This is a genomic window from Pseudomonas sp. PGPR N4 (assembly GCF_059693665.1).
The window spans coordinates 1,041,323-1,061,146 of the sequence record NZ_JCAUKV010000001.1 but is presented as its reverse complement, the minus strand read 5'-3'; the positions used below and the strand labels follow the sequence as shown (position 1 = coordinate 1,061,146).

Genomic DNA, 19,824 nt, shown 5'->3' with positions numbered 1-19,824 from the left:
GTTGCGCGCTTGTCGTCTTTTTTCAGGAGCTGTAATTCCCATCCATGAATGGTCCGATCCCTACATCCATGCCCGCACCGGTGGGCGGCGGCAGCTGGCTCAGCGTCATTGCGTTGGCCCTGGCTGCGTTTATCTTCAATACCACCGAGTTCGTACCGGTGGCGCTGCTCAGTGACATCGGCCGCAGTTTCGACATGAGCACTGCTCAGGTCGGCCTGATGTTGACCATCTATGCCTGGATAGTCGCGCTGGCGTCGCTGCCGATGATGTTGCTGACGCGCAATATCGAGCGGCGCCGCTTGCTGCTGTGGGTGTTTCTGGTGTTCATCGTCAGCCACTTGCTGTCTTGGCTCGCGCAAAGTTTCACCATGCTGGTGCTAAGCCGTATCGGGATTGCCTTGTCGCATGCGGTGTTCTGGGCAATTACCGCTTCGCTGGCCGTGCGGGTGGCGCCAGCGGGCAAGCAGGCCAAGGCATTGGGACTGCTCGCGACCGGTACCACCCTGGCGATGGTCCTGGGCATCCCGCTTGGCCGGGTGGTGGGCGAGGCGCTGGGCTGGCGGGTGACGTTCCTGAGCATCGCCGGCGTGGCGCTGGTGACCATGCTCTGCCTGATGAAGTCGCTGCCGTTGCTGCCGAGCCAGAACTCCGGCTCGCTGCGCAGCTTGCCGGTGTTGTTCAAGCGTCCGGCCTTGGTGATTACCTACCTGCTGGTGACCTTGCTGATCACCGCACAGTTCACCGCCTACAGCTATATCGAACCATTTGCCTTGCATGTCGCGCAGATCGGCGGCGATCGCACCACCTTGTTGTTGCTGCTGTTTGGCGGTGCCGGGGTGATTGGTTCGGTGCTGTTCAGCCGCTACAGCGAGCGTTTCCCGCAGCTGTTCCTGCTCGGTTCGATGGGGTGCCTGGCCGCTTGCCTGCTGCTGCTCTGGCCACTCTCGGGCAACTTCACTGTATTCGCCGTATTGAGCATGTTCTGGGGGGTGGCGATCCTTAGCTTCAGTCTGGCGTTGCAGTCCAAGACCCTCAAGCTGGCCTCGGACGCCACCGATGTGGCCATGGCGTTGTTCTCTGGCATCTACAACATCGGGATCGGCGGCGGCGCGTTGCTTGGCAGCATCGTCAGCGGCCAGTTGGGCGTGGCTTACATCGGCCTGGCTGGTGGTTCGGTTGCTGTGCTCGGCCTGATCCTGGCGCTGGTCAGCCTCAAGCGCTTGCGCGAGGCGCCTGCGCTCGGCTGAGCCGGCCGCTACAGCAGCAGCGCCGACCACGCCGAGGCAATCAGCAAGCACGCCAGCAGCTGATTGAACCGGCGCAGGCGCTGCGGCGACTGCAACCAGCGGGCGCTACCAGCACCGAGCAGGGCCCAACTGGTCATGCTCGGCAGGGCCACCAGCAGCAGCACCAGCGCCAGCTGCCAGACCGGCTGGCCCGGCGCTGCATACACGCCGATTACCGCCACGGCCAGCAACCAGACCTTGGGGTTGATCAGTTGCAGCGACGCGGCACTGAGCGCGCCGAAGGGCTGTTGTTCGGCACTCTGGATCGGCTCGCCGGCACTGCGCAGCAACTGCCAGCCCAGCCACGTCAGCCAGATCACGCCGAGCCAGCTCATCACTTGCTGCGCCAGCGGATAGCGCAGCAGCACTTCGCCCAGGCCCAGGCCAACCGCCCAGACGATCGCCGCCGCAGCCGTGGAGGCCGCCACAATCGGCGCCACGCTGGCACGCAGCCCGGCGCGGGCGCTATGGGCGAGGATCAGCACGTTGGTCGGCCCGGGGCTGATGCTGGTGACCAGCGCAAACAAGGTAAAGGGCAACAGGGACTGCAGCATCAACGGTAACTCCAGAGGGATGGAGCACCATGGTCGCTGCCGTCGCCGGCTCAGTCTGGAAGCTTTGAGCAGCGCCGCTGGTAGGCTGCTGGGGTCAGGCGATACGCCCGTCGGAACCAGCGGCCGAGGTGGCTCTGGTCGGCAAAGCCAAGCGCCGTGGCCACTGCAGCGGGGCTCTCGCCCAAGGCCAGCAGGCGCCGCGCCCGAGCCAGGCGCAGCTGAATCAGGTAGGCGTGCGGGGCCAGGCCGAAGGCCGCCTTGAACGCGCGACTCAGACGAAAACGATCGACACCGCAGGCCTGGGCCAGCTCGACCAGGCCGATATCCTGATCGATATGCGCGTGCAGGTAGTCCCGCGCGCGCTGCGCAGTCAACGGCAGGCGTGGGTCGGGATTGAGCCGCTTGCGCCAGTGCAGGTGCTGGGTCAGGCAGGCGAGCATGTCGTCCATGGCCGTCTGGCGCACGATGCGCAGGTCCTGACTGTGCACGGCGTCGAAGGCGCGCATGATCGCCCCGCTCAAGCGCACATCGTTGCATTGGGTGTCGGCAAAACTGGGCAGGCTATTGGCCGGCGCTTGTTCGAACAAGCTCGGCAGCTCGGCCTGCAGCCAGTCTGGCTCCAGGTACAAGGTGAAGTAGGTGAAGCCGTCGGCAGTCGGCGCCAGGCCATCGTGGATCTCGCCAGGTTCGAGCAGAAATACCTGGCCGGGCGTACTCACATGGCGGGCGCGGCGGCAGTTGAACTGCTGCACGCCTTGCTCGGTGGCGCCGACCAGGTAGCTGTCATGCCAGTGCGGGTCGTAGGCGTGCCCGGTGAAATGCGCGCGCACCGACTCGATGCCGGTATCGGCGTCCTGGCTCAGATCAATCCAGTTGGTCATGGGCGGCAGCTGCTGGTGAGTGGGCCCACTACCTTAACCCACAAGGGCTGGTCAGGTTTAGAACGGATGTGCAGCAGGTTGCGCAGCATTTTCGTCATTGGCATGAAAGTGTTGCTGTATTTTCAGCGGTTTCTATTGGCTGCAACAGCGCTAAGATGCGCGTCGAATCCGCACACCTCAGGAGCTTTTCGATGGACACCGTTACCCTGGCCAAGCGCCGTTACACGACCAAAGCCTACGACGCCAGCCGCAGAATCCCGCAAGCGACCATCGATACCTTGCTCGAGCAATTACGGCACAGCCCGTCTTCGGTCAATACCCAGCCTTGGCACTTCATCGTTGCCGACAGCGCTGAAGGCAAGGCGCGGATAGCCAAGAGCACCGAAGCGTTTGCCTACAACACCGCAAAGATTCGCGATGCCTCGCATGTGCTGGTATTTGCCGCGCGCACCGAAATGCCTGAAGCGCATCTGCAGGCCCTGCTGGAGCAGGAAGCCCGTGACGGCCGTTTTCACACCGAGCAGGCCAAGGCTGGCCAGGACCTGACCCGGCGCAGCTATGTCGACCTGCACCGCTTCGATCAGAAAGACCTGCAGCACTGGATGGAAAAACAAACCTACCTTGCCCTCGGCACTGCGCTGTTGGGCGCTGCTGCGCTGGAACTGGATGCCACGCCGATCGAAGGTTTCGACAGCAAACTATTGGACGCCGAGCTTGGCCTGCGCGAGCGCGGCTTCACCAGTGTGGTGCTGCTCAGTCTGGGCTACCGCAGTGCCGACGACTTCAACGCTGGGCTGGGCAAGTCGCGCTTGCCGGCATCGAGTGTATTCACCTTCCTTTGACCTGCGGGTCCAGCACCGTTATCAGCTGTGCGCTGAGCGCTTCGACCAATGCGCTGACCTTGGGCAAATGGCGCCGATTACGGCGCCAGGCCAGGTGAATCGGCAGGCCCTCGCTGGCGAACTCTGGCAGCACTTCGACCAGGCTGCCCTCATCCAATTGGCGCTGAACCAGCCAGGTCGGTAACTGGGCGATGCCGTGGCCGGCCATGATCGCTATCGCCTGGCCTTCGGCGTCACCGATGGCCAGGCGGCCGCTGATGCTTTTCAGTTGCGTCGCGCCTTGCCGGCCACTGGCGAAATGCAGGGGCGGCGTGCTGCCATCGGCGCAGGCGTACAGCACGCAACCAAGTGCCTGCAAGTCGCGCTCATCATGCGGCGTACCGTGCTCGGCGAGGTAGCTGGGGGCGGCGCAGAACACCGTGCGCTGGCTGCCCAGATAGCGATGCTCGACACCAGCCGGCCACACCTGCGGCCCGCCAATGCGAACGATGACGTCGATGGCGTCCTCGAGCATGTCGACAAAGCGATCGGACAAAGTGATGTGCGGCTGCAGGCGCGGATGGCGCCGGGCGAAGTCGAGCACGGCGGGCAGCGCATGCAGACGGCCGAAGCTTGCGGGCAGATCGACCCGCAGCGGCCCGCATGGCTCGTTCAGTTCATCATGCAGGGCCATCTCGGCTTCGGCGATCTCGGCCAGCACTCGGCTGCAGGTTCGCAAGTATGCAGCGCCGCTGTCGCTGAGCAGCAGGCGCCGGGTAGTGCGCTCGAACAGCCTGACCTGCAAGCGTTTCTCCAGGCGCGCCACACCCTTGCTGACGGCTGAACTGGTCAGATTCATGCGCTCGGCGGCGGCAATGAAGCTACCTGCGTTGGCGACATTGACGAAAAAGTCGATGTCCTTGAGATGCTCGGCGACAGGCATGGAGGAGGGCCTTGATTGGTGAAAATGATTCAGCAAATTACGGAAAATCTACCCGTAATAGGCGTGTAATTCCATATTAAGCTTCGCGGCTGAAAGTTTCCGAGCGATAGACGATGCAAAATTCTTCCCTGACTGCTCCCGCAGTCGCCGACTCCGGGCAGCGCACCGGGCTGTCCATTCTGTTGTTCGCGGTCGGCGGCTTTGCCCTGCTGACCACTGAATTCATCATCCTTGGCTTGCTGCCGGGGCTGGCCCGCGACTTGGGCCTGTCGATTGCAGCAGCGGGCCAGTTGGTGACCCTGTTTGCGGTGACTGTCATGCTGTTCGGGCCGTTTCTCACCGCCTGGTTGTCAGCCTATCCGCGCAAGACCCTGTTCATTGCCATCGTGCTGGTGTTTGCCGCCTCCAACGCACTCGCCGCAGTGGCGCCAAACGTCTGGGTGCTGGCGCTGGCACGGGTCGTCGGCGCACTGGCGTTGCCGGTGTATTGGGGTACCGCCAGCGAGAGTGCAGGGCAGTTGGCAGGGCCCGGCCGTGAGGGCTGGGCAGTGGCCAAGGTGTACCTGGGCATCACTGCGGCGTTTGTCTTCGGCATTCCGCTGGGCACGGTCGCCGCCGGGCTGGTCGGCTGGCGTGGCAGCTTCTGGCTGCTGGCCGGGTTGTGCCTGCTGGTCGCGCTGCTGATGTGGGCCTGGTTGCCGAAGTTGCCGCCCGCGCCGCAGCGGGCGCAAGGCGAACGGCAGACAGTGATCTTGCGTGACCGGCGCTTTATTGCCCATGTGCTGTTGTCGGTGCTGGTGTTTACCGCGATGTTCACCGCCTACACCTACCTGGCAGAAATCCTCGAACAGGTGGCGGGCGTGCCTGCGGCTCAGGTCGGTTGGTGGCTGATGGGCTTTGGTGTGGTCGGCATGCTTGGCAACAGCCTGGCCGGGCGCATCGTTGACCGTAGCCCGCTCGGGGCGACGGTACTGTTGCTTGTCATTCTCGCGACTGGCATGGGCGCGGTTGCTCCCGTGGTCGGCAATCCAGCGCTGCTGCTGATCGCCCTGGCGCTGTGGGGCGTTGCCTACACGGCGTTGTTCCCGGTGTGTCAGGTGCGCGTCATGCAAGCCGGCGCCAAGGCTCAGGCCCTGGCCGGCACATTGAATGTGTCTGCTGCAAACGGTGGCATCGCGGTCGGCGCTGCGCTGGGCGGGCTGGTGATTCAATGGTACGGCACTGCGGCGCTGGGCTACGTTGCCAGCGCGGTGGCTGGCTTGGCCGTATTGGCCACGCTACTGTTGATGGCAGGCGCGAGGCCGCGCGCCTGAACATGTCGCGTGTGGTTACCAGAAGGTCGGCGCAGCGGTCGCCAGCACGCGGGTAAACACCTTGATTGCAGCATCCACATCAGTCTCTGTGGTGTAACGGCCTAGGCTGATGCGCACACTGCTGCGAGCTTGTTGATCGGTAAGGCCCAGCGCCAGCAGCACATGTGACGCAGCATTGCTGGCGGAGTTACAGGCTGAAGTCGCCGACAACGCCAACTCGCTGGCCAGCGCTGCGCTGTTGAAGCCTGGGGTGGCGATGCGCAGGTTCAGGGTGTTGGCGATGCGTTGCCGCGGGCAGCCATTGAGTGCGACACCCGGCAGCGCCAGCAGGCCGTTGAGCAGGCGTTCGCTGAGTTGATGGATGCGCTGTTGCTCGGCCTCGGCAGGTTCGCCTGCCAAGGCGAAGGCGCTGCCCATGCCGGCGATCTGGTGGGTCGCGAGGGTGCCCGAGCGCAGGCCGCCTTCATGGCCGCCACCATGCATCTGGGCATGCATCAGTGGGCGCGCTCGCGGGCCGACATACAGTGCACCGATGCCCTTGGGGCCGTAGACCTTGTGCGCTGAGAAGGACATCAGATCGACGGCCTGCTCGCGCAGATCGAGCGCGACCTTGCCGACTGCCTGGGCAGCGTCTACGTGCAGTATCGCGCCATGGGCACGAACGATCTCGCCAATCGCGGCATAGTCGGTGACGGTGCCCAGTTCGTTGTTGACCGCCATCAGCGACACCAGCCGCGTGTCGTCGCGCAGCGCCTGGCGAACCGCATCAGGCTGAATCAACCCGGCCTGATCGGGCATCAGGCGGGTCACTGCCCAGCCTTGACGCTCAAGCTCGGCCACCGTGTCGAGCACTGCCTTGTGTTCCAGCGCGCTGGTAAGCAGGTGCCCAGGCTTGTCGACGCCATCGGCGATTCCTTTCAGGGCGAGGTTGTTGGACTCGGTGGCGCCTGAGGTCCAGACCAGCTCCTCTGGCTGCGCGCCAACCCGCTCGGCGACCTGCCGGCGGGCCTGCTCGACCACGGCACGTGCCGCCTGACCATAGGCGTGACCGCTGGAGGCAGGGTTGCCGAAGTTGGCGTGATGGCCGAGGCAGGCGAGCATGGTTTCGATAACCCGCTCATCGACGGGGGTTGTGGCGGCGTAGTCAAAGTACAGTGGGGCGCTGGGCATGATGGACTGATCCGGGCATGTCGCCTGATGGTGGCGAACGTTAGCGACATGCTATCGGTCTACAGCCAAAAACTTTTTCCCTTGTTTTCCCGCTAATCCCGGTCTGGTAGGAGAAAATTCTCCTAAAGCCTCTCAAACAGGATCAAACATTTTTTCCTCTTCCACCACAACCCGCTCACACAGCTCGATGATCTGTTCGCGCATCCAGCGATTGGCTGGGTCCTGATCGGTGCTTTCATGCCAGTACAGGTGAGTTTCCAACGGCGGTATGTCAACCGGCAGTGGCAAGTGGCGTAGTTGATGACGGCGGGCGAAACGCTCTGGCACGGTCATTACCATGTCAGTCTGCTGCAGCACCTGCGAGGCCATCAGGTAGTGTTGCGAGCGCAGCGCAACCTTGCGTTGCAGGCCCATCTTGCCCAGCGCCAGGTCGACATAACCCAGGCCGTTACGCCGGCTGGAGATATGGATGTGGCTCATGCCCAGGTACTGCTCCAGCGTCAGCTTGGCCTCGGCCAGTGGGTGGCCCTGACGCATTGCGCAGACGAAGCGGTCCTGCATCAGTTTGACGTGGCGCACCTGTGGGTCGGTGTTGAGCGGCGCATCGACGGCGAAATCGAGGCGGCCAGCGGCCAGCTCCTTGGTGGTTTCGCGGCGTTTGCACAGGAAGCTTTCGATCATCACCGCCGGTGCCAGCCGGCGCAGACGCTGGAACAGCGGCGGCAGCACTACCGCTTCGGTCAGGTCGGTCATGCTGATGCGGAAGGTCTTATTGGCCTGCTGCGGATTGAATATGCGGCTTTCCTGCACCGAAACCCGCAGCAGCGCCAGCGCGTTGCGTACCGGGCCGATGATGTTCTGCGCCATCGGCGTCGGCACCATCCCTTGGGCGGTGCGCACGAACAGCGGATCGTTAAAGGTCTCGCGCAGCCGCGACAATGCGTTGGACACCGCCGGCTGGGTAATGCCGACGATCTGCCCGGCGCGGGTCAGGTTAGCTTCGGTGTAGATCGCATCGAAGACGATGAACAGATTGAGGTCAACCTTGCTGAGATTCATTGGGCGCCGCTCGACGTGATGTTATCGCTGGATCATATATCGGTTATGAATGTTTATACACGCTGAAAATAGGCTAGGTGGATTGGCGCGCTTGTTCTAGGCTCAGGCCCATGTTCTTCATCCTGTGAAGGTAAGCCCGATGGATTTCGCCTATTCGCCCAAGGTTCAGGCCCTGCGAGAGCGCGTCACTGCGTTCATGGACCAGCATGTTTATCCTGCCGAAGCAGTATTCGACCGCCAGGTTGCCGAGGGTGACCGCTGGCAGCCGACGGCGGTGATGGAAGAGCTCAAGGCCAAGGCTCGCGCCGAAGGCCTGTGGAACCTGTTTCTGCCCGACTCGGAATACGGCGCCGGCCTGAGCAACCTTGAATACGCACCTTTGGCGGAAATAATGGGCCGCTCGCTGCTGGGGCCGGAGCCGTTCAACTGCTCGGCGCCCGATACCGGCAATATGGAAGTGCTGGTGCGCTACGCCAGCGAGGCGCAGAAACGTCAGTGGCTGGAGCCGCTGCTGCGCGGCGAGATTCGCTCGGCGTTCGCCATGACTGAGCCGGATGTTGCCTCATCAGACGCCACCAACATGGCGGCCACGGCCGTGCGTGATGGTGATCAGTGGCTGATCAATGGGCGCAAGTGGTGGACCTCCGGCGCCTGCGACCCGCGCTGCAAGGTCATGATCTTCATGGGCCTGTCCAACCCGGATGGCCAGCGCCATGAACAGCACTCGATGATTCTGGTACCCACCGACACGCCCGGGCTGAAGATCGTCCGGCCATTGCCGGTGTTCGGCTACGACGACGCCCCCCATGGCCACGCCGAAGTGCTGTTCGACAATGTGCGCGTGCCCTATGAAAACGTCCTGCTGGGCGAAGGCCGCGGCTTCGAGATTGCCCAGGGGCGGCTGGGGCCGGGGCGGATTCACCACTGCATGCGTTCGGTGGGCATGGCCGAGCGCGCGCTGGAATTGATGTGCCGGCGCTCGGTCGAGCGCACGGCTTTTGGCCGGCCCCTGGCGCGGCTTGGCGGCAACATCGACAAGATCGCCGACTCGCGTATGGAGATCGACATGGCCCGCCTGCTGACGCTGAAGGCGGCCTACATGATGGACACCGTTGGCAACAAGGTCGCCCGCAGCGAGATCGCGCAGATCAAGGTGGTCGCGCCCAATGTCGCGCTAAAAGTGATCGACCGGGCAATCCAGATCCATGGCGGGGCAGGGGTCAGCGCTGATTTCCCGCTGGCCTATATGTACGCCATGCAGCGCACCCTGCGCCTGGCGGACGGGCCGGACGAGGTGCATCGGGCCGCCATCGGCAAATATGAAATCGGCAAGTATGTGCCGGCGGAGTTACTGCGCATGGGCCGCTGATGACTGTGCCCTAGGCAGCGCCCTGGCATTCGATCTATAGTCAGGCGCTATGAGCTACTCAGCCGCTAGCCGAATGATGTGCCCCTGCATGACCGCCTCTGGCGGGCCATGAGGTAACGGCTGCCCTGCACCCCGTTTGAACCCTGAGGCCCCGCCAGCAATGGACGGGGCCTTTTGTTGCTCTGTCCGCGCCACCACTTGGAGACAGAGTATGTTCGAGATTCGCCGTGCCACGCGCCAGGACGCGCAGACCGCTTTCGATATCCGCCGCCTGGCCATCCGTGCGCAGTGCATTGGCGCCTACAGCGAAGAAGCAATGCTGAGGTGGACCCAGGGTTCGCTCAGCGAAGCATTCAGCGATCTGGTTGCGGCGCACTTTTACCTGGTCTGCGATCAGGGCATGGTGGTTGCCACTGGCATGCTCGACGTGGCCAGCACTGAAATCGGTGCGATCTTTGTGCACCCGGATTACATGGGGCGTGGCATCGGCCGCCTGCTGATGGCCCATCTGGAGGGGCTGGCGCAGGCGGCGGGGCTGACCCAGATCACGCTGGACGCGACGCTGAATGCAGCTGCGTTTTACCGGTCCTGTGGCTTCGCTGGTGATGACCAAGGCATCTACCACTCACCCTCCGGGCTGCAGCTGGCCTGCGTGCCGATGCGCAAGGCGCTGCATGCTCTAGGCTAGCGGTTCCTGAGCGAGCCAGGGTCATCAGTGATCTCTCTATCCTGAGATGTGTTAGGTGCGGGTTGATCATGGGCGACCGGGCCTGGTCCATGGTAAGCCGGACCACCCACTGTCGAGCCATTGCGAGTCTTGAGCAACGACAGCACGACCCCGCCCAGCAAGAGTGCAAAGGTCACCCCCAGCGAGAGCAGCGCCGGCACTTTGCCGATCAGGCCGTGATAGAAAATCTTGCAGCCGATGAAGATCAACACCAGTGCCAGCGCGTACTTCAGATAGACGAACCGATGCATCAGGGCGGACAGCGCGAAGTACAGCGAGCGCAAGCCAAGGATGGCGAAGATGTTCGAGGTGTAGACAATGAACGGGTCTTGAGTAATGGCAAAGATCGCCGGCACGCTGTCGACGGCAAACACCAGGTCGGCCAATTCGATCAACACCAGCGCCAGAAACAGCGGTGTGGCGTAACGCAGCGCTTTGCTTTCACCGGGCGGCGTCAGCCGGACAAAGAATTTTGCCCCGTGCACGTCGTCAGTGACGCGCATATGCCGGCGTACAAACCTCAGCACCGGGTTGTTGGCCAGGTCCGGTTGGCTATCCTCCTTGGACAAAGCCATTTTCACCCCGGTAAACAGCAGGAACGCGCCGAACAGGTAGAGCACCCAGGCAAAGTTCTGCACCAGCGCAGCGCCAACGCCGATCATGATCGCGCGCAGCACCACTACCCCGAGGATGCCCCAGAACAACACGCGGTGCTGGTAGCGGCGTGGGATGGCGAAGTAGCTGAAGATCATCGCCATGACGAACACGTTGTCCATCGACAGCGATTGCTCGACCAGGAAGCCGGTGTAGAACTCCAGCGCCGACTGCGCCCCCAACTCGAACCAGACCCAGGCGCCGAACAGTACGCCCACGCTGAAATAGCCTGAATACAGCAGCAGGCTTTCACGCATTTCGATTTCGCGTTCTTTGCGGTGCAGGACGCCAAGGTCAAGCACCAGCAGCCCAACCACGATGACGACGAAAACCAGCCACAGCCAGGCGCTGGTACCGAGTACGGGAGTAGTGAGGTAGGTCTGTAGAGCTGTCATGAGCCCCTCCTTGATTGTCGACGTTGCATGGCAACAGTGATCCGACATGGCGGCGTGGCAGCCGTCAGAGGGGCCCGGTATCACATGGGTTAGAGCCTAGACCCAGATGCCGGAGCTGCCGAGTGGCAGCCTGTTACATTTCTTTGCGTGGCCATCTGCATTCCTCAATACACCCACACCTCGACCCGGCGATTGCGGTGGCGGCCTTGCTCTTGCTCGTTGCCCGCTACCGGCAGCTCGGCGCCCATACCCAGCACGTCGATGTTCTGCACGCCTTCATGGGCCAGTTCGCGGCGCACTGCCATGGCCCGCAGGCGCGAGAGCAAGGCGGCCCTGCCCGGTGTTTCCTTGGGATCGCCGAAGCCGACCAATAGCGTCCTGGTTTGCTCGTGGCCGGCCTGCTGCAGGAAGTCTGCGACGCGGTGTACGTCGCGCAGCGCTTTGCTGTCCAGGCTCGCACTGCCTTCCTGGAAGCGAAAGTTCACCGTCAGCCGACGCCCTTCCAGAGCAAGGCTGCGGTAGCGCGCCGGCATGTCTGTCTGGGTAGGGATCGGCAAAGCTTTGACTTGCTGATTGACGAAGCCTTGTTCAGCAACGATGACCTGGCCGGCCGGGCTTTGGGCAAAATCAGCCAGCGCCTGGGCCAGCGGCTGCGGACTGGCCGGCAGGTAGAAGTACAAGCGCCGCGACAGCGGATAATCTTCACTGGCAACCAGCGCGCGGCTGGGCGGCAGGGCCGGCGCATCGCCGGCAGCAATGGCCAGGACCTTGGCATCATGCACGGCCGCAAGGCTGCTGAAGCCAATCGCTTGGCGGTCGCTCTGGACTTGCTCGACCAGCGCGTCGCTGGACTCGAAGCGCCGGGCCCCGCCACTCAGTGCGCTACGTACAGGGTCGAGGACCAATGCCTTGAAGGTCTCGAAGGTGCCGGAGCGGTCATCACGCGCATACAGTCGGATAGCACCGCCCGCTACGCCCAGTTGCTCCCAGCGGGTTACCTGGCCGGCAAACACCTGGGCCAGCTGCGCTGTGGTGAGGCTGGTCAGTGGATTGTCTGGATGGACGATCACGGCGACACCGTCGAGGCCGATGACCTGCTCGGAACGGCCGCTGCGCAAGTCGCCGAACGCCTGCAACTGATCTACCTCGACGTCACTGATCGGTCGCGAGGACGCAACCAGGTCTGCCGCGCCACTGCCCAGTGCAGCGAACCCGGTACTGCTGCCGTGAGCTGCGATCAGCACGCTGAGGAGTTCGCCATCGCGACCCTGCGCCGTAATGGCGATCTCGTTGGGCACAGCCCCTGCGGAATGCTCGATCGCCGTCGCGCCCTTGCTTCGCAGCATCCCCTGAACCAGCGCAGGCCCAAGCGCAGTGCCGATCGTGTTGGAGCCCTGAATGCGCAGTTGCACCGGCTCAGCCAGGCAGAGCAGTGGCAGCGACAACAGCAGGAGTGAGAGCAGACGCGGCATGCCGGAGACCTGAGGCACAGTGATGCGCCGCAGATTACGACAGTTGCATGACTGGCAGATGACGGTGCTGGCTCAGCCGTGCTGCGCCAGACTGTAGCGCAACCCTGGCCTGCAACTGTGCGGGTCACGAGCGGCGAAAAACCCTTATGCTGTTACGAAATATGTCTATAACAGTTTGGATAAGGACCTGATGATGCCGCTCAAGGACCTGTTGATCGCTCTGGTGGTGATCATCATCTGGGGAGTCAATTTCGTGGTGATCAAGGTAGGCCTCGATGGCTTGCCGCCGATGCTGTTGGGCGCCTTGCGCTTCTTGCTGGTGGCGTTCCCGGCGGTACTGCTGGTGAAGCGACCGAACCTGCCGTGGCGCTGGTTGATCGCCTATGGCGCGACGATCTCCCTGGGCCAGTTTGCCTTCTTGTTCCAGGCCATGCACAGCGGCATGCCGCCTGGGCTGGCGTCGCTGATCCTGCAGTCGCAGGCGTTCTTCACCCTGGGCTTTGCCGCGCTGTTTCTCGGCGAGCGCTTGCGCCCGGCCAGTGTCCTTGGCTTGCTGGTAGCGGCAGGCGGGCTTGTATTGATCGGCAGTGAGCACAGCAGCCATGTGCCGCTGATTGCGCTGTTGCTGACGCTATGTGGCGGTGCGATGTGGGGCATGGGCAACATCATCACGCGGCGCTTTGGCTCGGTGAATCTGGTGGCGCTGGTGGTGTGGGGCGGGTTGATTCCGCCGCTGCCGTTTCTGGCCTTGTCGTGGATGCTTGAGGGCCCCGAGCGAATCAGTCAGGCGTTGACCCATATCAGCTGGAGTTCAGTGGGCGCGCTGCTGTTTCTGGCGTATGCGGCAACCATGCTTGGCTACACCCTGTGGAGCACGCTGCTGTCGCGCCATCCAGCCGGCAAGGTTGCGCCGTTTTCATTGTTAGTGCCGGTAATTGGCCTGAGCTCATCGGCCTGGTTGCTGGGTGAGCGGCTCAGCGCTATTCAGGGCTGGGGCGCGCTGCTGGTAATGGTCGGCTTGTTGATCAATGTGTTTGGCAGTCGGCTGAGCCAGCGCCTGCGCGCGGCGCTTTGCTAAGATCGCTTCTTTTGCCCCGGCCATGCAGGCCGGGCAGCAGCAGGAGTATGTGCATGATCATCTCTACCACCAGCCAACTCGATGGCCGTCCGATTGGTGAATACCTGGGCTTGGTCAGCGCCGAATCGGTGCAGGGGATCAACTTCGTCCGCGATTTCTTTGCGCGCTTTCGGGATTTCTTCGGGGGGCGTTCGCAGACCCTTGAAAGTGCATTGAAGCTAGCCCGCGAGCAGGCTACCGCTGAGTTGATCGCCCGCGCGCGGCAGATGAATGCCGATGCAGTGGTCGGCGTGGACTTCGAAATCAGCATGCCCTCGGTGCAGGGTGGCATGGTGGTGGTGTTCGCCACGGGCACTGCAGTCAGGCTCAGATAAGGCCAAGTGCCACTGGTCAGTTATGGGCTTTTCGCCCGAGCAGTCCGAGAATGACCGGCTAGTCTCAGTTCAACAGCCGGGCTTTATCGGGCAAGCGAGGGGCTTGCCGGCGCGGTTAACTGTGCAGGGAGTTGGGCGATGAGCGAAGCTTTTGTCGAAGACCTTAATGACGTGTTTCCGATCAACAATCAGGTGCGCTGCGGGCAAGCGGCGTTTCGCCTGGGTTTTGCCCATATGACCCTGGATGACTCCGAGCAGATGCAGCCGGTGGCGTTGCAGCGCTGCAAGAAAGGGCGTTTCACCCCGCGGATTCCGGCGCGCAAGTAAAACAGTGTCATTGGCACCGTGCAGCGGTCCCAAGCCAGGAAGGTCTACAGGATTTACGCCCAACGGCACGCTTATGATGAGCTTTGTTGATTCTGCGCAAGTTAACAGTGAGTTGCACTCGCAGATGTAACAATGCTGTGGTCTGCTTGCGCTGCACTTTCACAAAAGGAGGATTGACTGCAATGCGCATCAGGGAAGAAGCCTACCGGCATTGGGCCCAGTCACCGCTGCCCAGCCGCAGCCATGAAGAACAACTCAGCGACGGTATTACCATTGACGTGCAGGTCCGCCTGTCACGGCTTGGCGCCACGCAGATGTTCATCGGCATGTACAGCGACAACGGCACAGCATTGCTGGAAGAGTACTATCCGACACGGCCCGGCGAAACGACCACGCGGGCAATGGTGTGGGGTGTCAATCGGGCGCGGGCCATGAGCCTTGACGCTGCGCCGCAGCCGCAGCGGCTACGCGCATGAAAAAGCCCGGCCTTTGCAGGCCGGGCTCAACACCACAGTGAGGCCGCTCAGTTCAGTGGCTCGATCACCTTGGCTGCTTGCCGCTCACGGGCGGCAGGCCATTCCTGTTGCAGCGTTTCCAGCACGCGGCCAACGAACTCGGTGTCGGCTGCAGCCTTTTTGCCAACAAAGCCCTGGCCGCGCCGGTAGACCCTGAAGCTGGCGCATGTGCTGGGCAGGTGCGCTGCAAATTCGTCTTCAAGGCTGTTCGGCGGCAGACGATCAAGGCGAACCTCGCCAGTCTGGCTGATCCACAGCAGGTGATCGTCAAGGCTGTCCTTGCGTGCAGCGAACAGCTCGGCCAATTGGTCAACAGTCGGTTTGTCGTTCAAATTCATGTTCATCATAAAGCCCCTATTACCCGTCGTTTAGTGATTTCACACTTGGCGCTCTACAGATGTAGCGCGCTACCAAGGCTGCTACCGCAGCATTGCAACAGGGGCTTTTCACATGCTGCCTTTTGGACAGTTCCCTCTCCACGAACGACTTGCGTTACCGCGCAAGCCGTCTGGAATACCCTTGCCACCGCTCCCGATCAGGGAGACGGCTTAATCATGCCCAACGCCGATCAACGGCGTCAACAGTTTTGTAGTGAATATTTTTCCTCACTACATAATGTCCGACAATCCATCAGTCACTGCCCGGAAAGGATCTGGTAGGCCGCTTCGACACGGGCTTCATTGGGGTAATTGCGGTTGGCAAGCAGGGCGATACCCAGGCCTTTGCTGGGGATAAATGCAACGTAGGCACCGAAGCCACTGGTTGACCCTGTCTTGTTGTACCAAGCGCTAGCGTCGGCGGGGCTGGCCGGGCTCAAGCGGGTTACAGCCTGCGGCTCGCGGACCATACCGGCACCGTTGCCCGCGAGTAGTGTGGGCAGAGTCACGGGATGAGGGTAGCGCTCCCAACCAAGGCCCTGAGTCATGCGGCCCACCTGAAAGTAACCTTGGTGGGTGAGGGCGATGGCTTGCTTGATTGGTGCAGTCAATTGCTCGGGCTGTACCTGCACGCGCACATAGCGCAGCGCGTCGACGATCGTCGTCTTGATGCCGTAGGCCTCATCAGCGAAGGCGCCGGGCGTGACCCGTACTGGCCGCTGCTGCGCGTCATAACCCTGGGCGTACTGGCTTTGTGCGCTGGCAGGCACCTGCAGGTAGGTGTGGTTGAGGCCAAGCTTTGGCAGCAGCGACTCTTCCATCAACTTCGCGAAGGGCAGCTTCTGCGCGCGCGCTGCCAGGTCGCCAAACAAGCCGAGGCTGGGGTTGGAATAGCAGCGCTGCGTGCCTGGCGCAGCCTTGCGTTGCCATTGCTGGAGGAACACCAGCGCCTGGGCGTCGCTCTCGACGTCATCCGGGAACTGTAATGGCAGGCAGTCGGCGCTATACGCGCCCAGCTCCAGCAGGGTGGCCTGGCCCAAGGCCGTGTTGCTCAGCGCAGGTTGATAGCGGCTGGCTGGCGCGGCCAGATCGACTTTACCCTCGGCACTGGCCAGCGCCACCAGTGTCGCTGTGTAAGTCTTGCTCAACGACCCGACTTCAAACAGGGTCTCGCGGCTTACCGGCTGGTGGTCGACCTTGTTAGCTTCGCCATAGGTAAAGATATGTTCTCGGCCATCGGCGAACACAGCAACTGCCATGCCTGGGATCGCGTGTTTTTCCATCAACGGTTTGACCACGGCATCGACCCGAGATTGCAGATCATCAGCAAGGCTGTGCGTACTGGCCAGCGAGCAGGTGAGGCCAAGCAGGGTGAGAAGTGTGCGGGAAGTGAGCATGGGATTCCTGTCTTCAGTGTATGCGGTGTCCGTTGCGCGACATTGGCGGGCGTTCCAGCGTTAGCGCAGATAAGCCGCAGACCTTATCGTCGTGCGCTGCACGATGACAACAAGGAATGAGTAATGAAGTACCTCCGCATGCTGTTCGACAACTTCACCCTGGCCCTGCTCGGCGTGGTGCTGATCGCTACGCTGCTGCCGTGCTCGGGCCAGGGTGCAGTGGTGTTCGGCTGGTTGACCAACCTGGCTATTGGCCTGCTGTTCTTCCTGCATGGGGCCAAGCTGTCGCGCGAGGCAATCATCAAGGGTGCTGGCCACTGGCGTCTGCACCTGCTGGTGTTCTCCTGCACCTTCGTCCTGTTTCCGCTGCTGGGGCTGGCGTTCAAGCCGCTGTTCGTGCCGTTGGTAGGCAACGAGCTGTACCTGGGCGTGCTCTATTTGTGTGCCTTGCCGGCCACGGTGCAATCGGCAATCGCCTTTACCTCGCTGGCGCGCGGCAACGTCCCGGCAGCGATCTGCAGCGCAGCGGCTTCGAGCTTGTTGGGGATCTTCCTCACCCCGCTGCTGGTGATGCTGCTGTTGGGTGCCGACGGCAATACTGGCTCGGGCCTGGACGCGGTGCTGAAAATCACCCTGCAGTTGTTGGTGCCATTCGTGGCCGGCCAGATCGCCCGGCGCTGGATCGGCGACTGGGTCAAGCGCAACGCGCGCTGGCTGAAGATCGTCGATCAGGGCTCGATTCTGCTGGTGGTCTACACCGCGTTCAGTGAAGCGGTTGTCACCGGGCTCTGGCACACCGTGTCGCCGCAACATCTGGCCGGCCTGTTCGCCGTGTGCGGGATACTGCTGGCGGTAGTGCTGTTGGGCGTGCGGGTGCTCGGCCGAGCGCTCGGCTTCAGTGTCGAAGACCGTATCACCATTTTGTTTGCTGGCTCGAAGAAAAGCCTGGCTACCGGTGTGCCCATGGCGCAGGTGCTGTTCGTCGGTAGCGGGATCGGCGCGATGATCCTGCCGTTGATGCTGTTCCATCAAATTCAATTGATGGTCTGTGCAGTGCTGGCCCAGCGTTATGCCAGCCGCAAGGAAGAGGTCGAGGGCGAAGCAGCTTCGTCCTCAACGTAACTGGCCGGGGCGCAGCCCCGGCACGGGTTACTGGTTAATCCAGGTCTTGCGCAGAGTGACGCTCTGCAACCTGCGTGGCCTCATCGCCCCAGGTGCGGTTGACCCGCGTGCCGCGTTGTACTGCCGGGCGCTGGGCAATTGCTTCGGCCCAGCGTTGCACGTTGGGGTACTCCTCGACGGCGAGGAACTGCGCCGCGTCATACAGGTTGCCGCGCACCAACTGGCCGTACCAGGGCCATACGGCGATGTCGGCGATACTGTACTCGTCACCGCCCAGATAAGGGCTTTCGGCCAGGCGCCACTCAAGGACATCCAGCTGGCGCTTGGCTTCCATGGTGAAGCGGTTGATGGCGTACTCGATCTTCTCCGGCGCATACACATAGAAGTGGCCGAAGCCGCCGCCCAAGTAGGGTGCTGCGCCCATCTGCCAGAACAGCCAGTTGAGTGTCTCGGTTCGTGCGGCTGGGGCGCTCGGCAGCAGCGCACCGAACTTCTCTGCCAGATACAGCAGGATCGAGCCCGATTCAAACACCCGCACCGGTGGCTGTTGGCTGCAGTCAAGCAGTGCCGGGATCTTCGAGTTGGGGTTGACCGCCACAAAACCGCTGGAAAATTGCTCGCCCTCGCCAATACGGATCAGCCAGGCGTCGTACTCGGCGCCGCTATGGCCGAGTGCCAATAATTCTTCAAGGAGAATGGTCACCTTGACGCCGTTGGGCGTCGCCAGCGAGTACAACTGCAGCGGCTGTTTGCCCTGTGGCAAGGCCTGCTCGTGGGTGGCGCCTGCCACCGGACGGTTGGTGCTGGAGAACTTGCCGGCCTTGGCGGGCTCGTTGCGCCAGACCTTGGGCGGTACGTACTGTGAGTCGCTCACAAAGAACTCTCCTAGAATGCGCGGTTTCTGTTAAAAAGCTCACCTATAGATCTATGCCACGGCGGTGTCGTTCAGGGCAAGTGCCTTGTCGGCATGGCGTGCTGGCCCATGAATGGCAAACATGGCCTAGAGTTAGCTGCAGCGCAGCGGGCATGCGAGCGATTTATTGCAGTTTTTCTCAACTATTCATATCCGCGGATGTCATTCAATGCGATGTGAATGATCGATGGCATCTCAGCAAGTTTTCGGAGTTAACCGCATATGGCAGCACTGCAAGGCAGCACCCTGGAAGCGATCGTCGGCAATCAGCCAAAGTTGCTCAATGATTGGCAGACAGCGCTTGAAGCCAGCGGCGCTTCGCGTAACGTCAAAGAGCAGGACCTGCGTCAGCAAACCCGTGAGTTTCTGCAACTGATCGTAGATGGCTTGCGCCATGAGGGCAGTGACAATCCAGCGGCTGCGGGCTGGGAAGAAACCCGCCGCTTCCTCGACAAACTCTCCGCCAGCCGTGCCCAGCTCGGCCAGGAGTCGCATCAGACTGCCTCGTTCATCTTTTCGCTGAAAGGCCCGCTGTTTGCGCTGCTGCAAACCCAGTACCGCGATCAGCCAGCCGAGCTTGCCGAACAGCTGTGGCAAATTTCCGAGCTGTTCGATGCGTTTGGCCTGCACACCATCCGCACCTATCAAAAGACCCGTGAAGGAGTGATCAAGCGCCAGCAGGAAGAGCTGCTCGAGCTGTCCACTCCAGTGGTCAAACTATGGGAAGGCGTGCTCGCGCTGCCATTGATCGGCACACTCGACTCGCACCGCAGCCAGACCGTCATGGAGTCGCTGCTGCAGCGCATTGTCGATACCGGTTCGGAAATCGCCATCATCGACATCACCGGCGTGCCGACCGTGGACACCCTGGTTGCTCAGCACCTGCTCAAGACCGTCACCGCAATCCGCCTGATGGGCGCTGATTGCATCATCAGTGGCGTGCGCCCGCAGATCGCCCAGACCATCGTGCACCTGGGCCTGGACCTGGGCACCCTGACCACCAAGTCGAACCTGGCCGATGCACTGAAACTCGCGCTCAAGCGCCTGGGCACCGACATCGGCGAGCGGGCATAAACG

The 19,824-nt window shown here is 62.2% G+C and carries 21 protein-coding genes; 11 read left to right on the top strand and 10 right to left on the bottom strand.

Translation table 11 applies throughout. The annotated features are described in order from the left end of the window. Positions 1-44: 44 nt before the first annotated feature. The gene (locus AC58X1_RS04685; RefSeq protein ID WP_101319957.1) at positions 45-1,247 is read left to right on the top strand and encodes a sugar transporter; all 1,203 of its coding nucleotides are present in this window, start codon (positions 45-47) and stop codon (positions 1,245-1,247) included. A gap of 8 nt (positions 1,248-1,255) precedes the next feature. On the opposite strand, the gene AC58X1_RS04680 is transcribed toward AC58X1_RS04685, so the two are convergent. Together AC58X1_RS04680 and AC58X1_RS04675 are read right to left on the bottom strand one after the other, a co-directional pair. Further along, complete coding sequence (locus tag AC58X1_RS04680; protein ID WP_150569074.1) at positions 1,256-1,840, bottom strand: LysE family translocator; 585 nt, start codon at positions 1,838-1,840, stop codon at positions 1,256-1,258. A gap of 50 nt (positions 1,841-1,890) precedes the next feature. Further along, positions 1,891-2,721 carry an AraC family transcriptional regulator gene (locus AC58X1_RS04675; RefSeq protein ID WP_101319953.1) on the bottom strand — a complete coding sequence of 277 codons (831 nt, stop codon included), beginning with the start codon at positions 2,719-2,721 and terminating at the stop codon, positions 1,891-1,893. A 191-nt stretch (positions 2,722-2,912) separates the two neighbouring features. On the opposite strand from AC58X1_RS04675, the gene nfsB reads away from it, so the two are divergent. After that, complete coding sequence (gene nfsB / locus AC58X1_RS04670) at positions 2,913-3,563, top strand: oxygen-insensitive NAD(P)H nitroreductase (RefSeq protein ID WP_101319950.1); 651 nt, start codon at positions 2,913-2,915, stop codon at positions 3,561-3,563. Here the strand turns inward: nfsB and AC58X1_RS04665 are convergent. Further along, on the bottom strand, positions 3,550-4,485 hold the full coding sequence (locus AC58X1_RS04665) for a LysR family transcriptional regulator (RefSeq protein WP_188036113.1): 936 nt from the start codon (positions 4,483-4,485) through the stop codon (positions 3,550-3,552). The genes nfsB and AC58X1_RS04665 overlap by 14 nt on opposite strands. A 113-nt stretch (positions 4,486-4,598) precedes the next feature. Between AC58X1_RS04665 and AC58X1_RS04660 the strand changes: the two genes are divergently transcribed. Continuing rightward, positions 4,599-5,798, top strand: a complete 1,200-nt coding sequence (locus AC58X1_RS04660; RefSeq protein ID WP_101319945.1) for an MFS transporter — start codon at positions 4,599-4,601, stop codon at positions 5,796-5,798. 15 nt (positions 5,799-5,813) lie between these two features. Here AC58X1_RS04660 and AC58X1_RS04655 read toward each other — a convergent pair whose 3' ends face one another. Next, entirely contained in the window at positions 5,814-6,968 is a 1,155-nt protein-coding gene (locus tag AC58X1_RS04655; RefSeq protein WP_497428437.1) for a cysteine desulfurase family protein, read from the bottom strand. Between the two features lie 132 nt (positions 6,969-7,100). Beyond that, positions 7,101-8,027 carry a LysR family transcriptional regulator gene (locus AC58X1_RS04650; protein ID WP_497428436.1) on the bottom strand — a complete coding sequence of 309 codons (927 nt, stop codon included), beginning with the start codon at positions 8,025-8,027 and terminating at the stop codon, positions 7,101-7,103. A gap of 139 nt (positions 8,028-8,166) precedes the next feature. Between AC58X1_RS04650 and AC58X1_RS04645 the strand changes: the two genes are divergently transcribed. Both AC58X1_RS04645 and AC58X1_RS04640 read left to right on the top strand, forming a co-directional pair. After that, a complete protein-coding gene (locus tag AC58X1_RS04645) occupies positions 8,167-9,396 on the top strand; it encodes an acyl-CoA dehydrogenase (RefSeq protein ID WP_101319938.1) in 1,230 nt (409 codons plus the stop codon). Positions 9,397-9,607: 211 nt separating this feature from the next. Further along, positions 9,608-10,084, top strand: coding sequence for a GNAT family N-acetyltransferase (locus tag AC58X1_RS04640; RefSeq protein ID WP_150572420.1), 477 nt, complete (start codon positions 9,608-9,610; stop codon positions 10,082-10,084). Here AC58X1_RS04640 and AC58X1_RS04635 read toward each other — a convergent pair. Both AC58X1_RS04635 and AC58X1_RS04630 read right to left on the bottom strand, forming a co-directional pair. Beyond that, a complete protein-coding gene (locus tag AC58X1_RS04635; protein ID WP_497428435.1) occupies positions 10,081-11,172 on the bottom strand; it encodes a TerC family protein in 1,092 nt (363 codons plus the stop codon). The genes AC58X1_RS04640 and AC58X1_RS04635 overlap by 4 nt on opposite strands. A gap of 164 nt (positions 11,173-11,336) precedes the next feature. Continuing rightward, positions 11,337-12,644 (bottom strand): substrate-binding domain-containing protein, encoded by a 1,308-nt coding sequence (locus AC58X1_RS04630; protein ID WP_312386604.1) that lies wholly within the window; start codon positions 12,642-12,644, stop codon positions 11,337-11,339. Between the two features lie 193 nt (positions 12,645-12,837). On the opposite strand from AC58X1_RS04630, the gene AC58X1_RS04625 reads away from it, so the two are divergent. The 4 genes from AC58X1_RS04625 to AC58X1_RS04610 all read left to right on the top strand — a co-directional run bounded on the left by AC58X1_RS04625 (position 12,838) and on the right by AC58X1_RS04610 (position 14,899). Further along, positions 12,838-13,722, top strand: coding sequence for an EamA family transporter (locus AC58X1_RS04625; protein WP_101319933.1), 885 nt, complete (start codon positions 12,838-12,840; stop codon positions 13,720-13,722). Positions 13,723-13,775: 53 nt separating this feature from the next. After that, positions 13,776-14,096, top strand: a complete 321-nt coding sequence (locus tag AC58X1_RS04620; protein WP_150572418.1) for a YbjQ family protein — start codon at positions 13,776-13,778, stop codon at positions 14,094-14,096. Between the two features lie 138 nt (positions 14,097-14,234). Beyond that, on the top strand, positions 14,235-14,423 hold the full coding sequence (locus AC58X1_RS04615) for a hypothetical protein (RefSeq protein WP_101319928.1): 189 nt from the start codon (positions 14,235-14,237) through the stop codon (positions 14,421-14,423). A gap of 182 nt (positions 14,424-14,605) precedes the next feature. Then, a complete protein-coding gene (locus AC58X1_RS04610) occupies positions 14,606-14,899 on the top strand; it encodes a hypothetical protein (RefSeq protein ID WP_101319926.1) in 294 nt (97 codons plus the stop codon). 47 nt (positions 14,900-14,946) lie between these two features. On the opposite strand, the gene AC58X1_RS04605 is transcribed toward AC58X1_RS04610, so the two are convergent. Both AC58X1_RS04605 and ampC read right to left on the bottom strand, forming a co-directional pair. Further along, the gene (locus tag AC58X1_RS04605) at positions 14,947-15,276 is read right to left on the bottom strand and encodes a hypothetical protein (protein WP_101319924.1); all 330 of its coding nucleotides are present in this window, start codon (positions 15,274-15,276) and stop codon (positions 14,947-14,949) included. Positions 15,277-15,572: 296 nt separating this feature from the next. Next, on the bottom strand, positions 15,573-16,712 hold the full coding sequence (gene ampC / locus AC58X1_RS04600; RefSeq protein ID WP_497428434.1) for a class C beta-lactamase: 1,140 nt from the start codon (positions 16,710-16,712) through the stop codon (positions 15,573-15,575). Positions 16,713-16,835: 123 nt separating this feature from the next. Here ampC and AC58X1_RS04595 point away from each other — a divergent pair, with 123 nt between their 5' ends. After that, positions 16,836-17,834: a bile acid:sodium symporter family protein gene (locus AC58X1_RS04595; RefSeq protein ID WP_101319920.1), complete on the top strand. Its 999-nt coding sequence runs from the start codon at positions 16,836-16,838 to the stop codon at positions 17,832-17,834. Positions 17,835-17,868: 34 nt separating this feature from the next. On the opposite strand, the gene yghU is transcribed toward AC58X1_RS04595, so the two are convergent. After that, a complete protein-coding gene (gene yghU, locus AC58X1_RS04590) occupies positions 17,869-18,708 on the bottom strand; it encodes a glutathione-dependent disulfide-bond oxidoreductase (protein ID WP_497428433.1) in 840 nt (279 codons plus the stop codon). 261 nt (positions 18,709-18,969) lie between these two features. Here yghU and AC58X1_RS04585 point away from each other — a divergent pair, with 261 nt between their 5' ends. Then, the gene (locus AC58X1_RS04585) at positions 18,970-19,821 is read left to right on the top strand and encodes an STAS domain-containing protein (protein ID WP_101319916.1); all 852 of its coding nucleotides are present in this window, start codon (positions 18,970-18,972) and stop codon (positions 19,819-19,821) included. Positions 19,822-19,824: the final 3 nt, after the last annotated feature.